This window comes from Streptodolium elevatio, from assembly GCF_053592165.1.
Window position 1 is genome coordinate 1 of the sequence record NZ_JBSFVE010000076.1, and the last position, 1521, is coordinate 1521.

Sequence of the window (1521 nt, forward strand, 5' to 3'; positions counted from 1 at the left end):
CGCGCCCGCCGTCACGGGCTTGCGGATTTGTTGGCGCGTTCGGCGGCGCGTACTCCGGACAAGACCGCGGTCGTGTTCGGTGAGGTGCGGCAGTCGTTCGCGGAGTTGGACGCGCTGGTGTCGCGGACCGCGGCGGGGTTCGCGGAGCGGGGGGTGGCCAAGGGCGAGCGGGTGGTGCTGCTGGCCCGCAACTCGCACGGGTTCGCGGTGGCGTACTTCGCGCTGGCCAGGATCGGGGCGGTGTCGGTGCCGGTGAACTTCATGCTCACCCCGCCCGAGGTCGCCTACGTCCTGGAGCACTGCGGCGCGGTCGGCGTGATCGCCGGGGCGGACCTGGCGCCCACCGCGGACGCCGCGCTGACGGAGGCCGGGCTCGACGTCACCGCGCTGAAGGTCCGCGCGGTGATCGGGGAGGCCACCGGTTGGGAGCCGTTCGCCGCGCTCGGCGAGTCCGCGGCGGCGTGTCCGGAGGTGGAGCTGGACGACGACGACCCGGTGCAGATCATGTACACCTCCGGCACCGAGTCCCGCCCCAAAGGCGCGGTGATGACCAGCCGGAACCTCCTCGCCCAGTACACCACCGCCATCGTCGACGGCGGCATGGCCGCGGACGACGTGGAGATCCACGCCCTGCCGCTCTACCACTGCGCGCAACTGCACTGCTTCCTCACCCCCGACGTCTACCTCGGCGCCACCTCCGTCATCCTGCCCGCCCCCGACCCGGCCACGATCCTGGCGACCGTCGAAGCGGAGAACGTCACCAAACTGTTCTGCCCGCCGACCGTGTGGATCGCGCTGCTGCGCCACCCGGACTTCGACACCCGCGACCTGACCAGCCTGCGCAAGGGCTACTACGGCGCCGCCGCCATGCCCGTCGAGGTCCTCGCCGAACTACGCCGCCGCCTCCCGCAACTGGCGCTCTACAACTTCTACGGCCAGACCGAGATGTCGCCGGTCGCCACCATCCTCGGACCCCAGGACCAGGAACGCAAAGCCGGCTCCGCCGGCCGCGCCGGGCTGAACGTGGAGACCCGGGTGGTCGACGACCACGACGAGCCCGTCCCGGCCGGCACCGTCGGGGAGATCGTGCACCGCGGCCCCCACACCATGCTCGGCTACTGGAACGACCCCGACCGCACCGCGGAAGCCTTCCGCAACCAGTGGTTCCACAGCGGCGACCTCGGCGTACTCGACGACGAGGGCTACCTGACCGTCGTCGACCGCAAGAAGGACATGGTCAAAACCGGCGGCGAGAACGTCGCCGGACGCGAAGTCGAAGAGACCATCCACACCCACCCCGCCGTCGCCGAAGCCGCCGTCTTCGGCATCACCCACCCCTACTGGATCGAAGCCGTCACCGCCGTCGTCGTCCCCAAACCCGGCCACAACATCGACCCCGACGACATCACCGCGCACTGCCGCGAACACCTCGCCGGCTTCAAAGTCCCCAAATACATCGTCGTCACCGACACCCTCCCCAAAAACCCCAGCGGCAAAATCCTCAAACGCGAACTACGTGGC

General features: G+C 70.0%; 1 protein-coding gene. It reads left to right on the forward strand.

The genetic code is table 11. The features are described from left to right. Window positions 1-1521, forward strand: a 1521-nt coding sequence (locus tag ACWD12_RS40990; RefSeq protein WP_450103951.1) for an acyl-CoA synthetase, incomplete at both ends; no start/stop codon positions are given.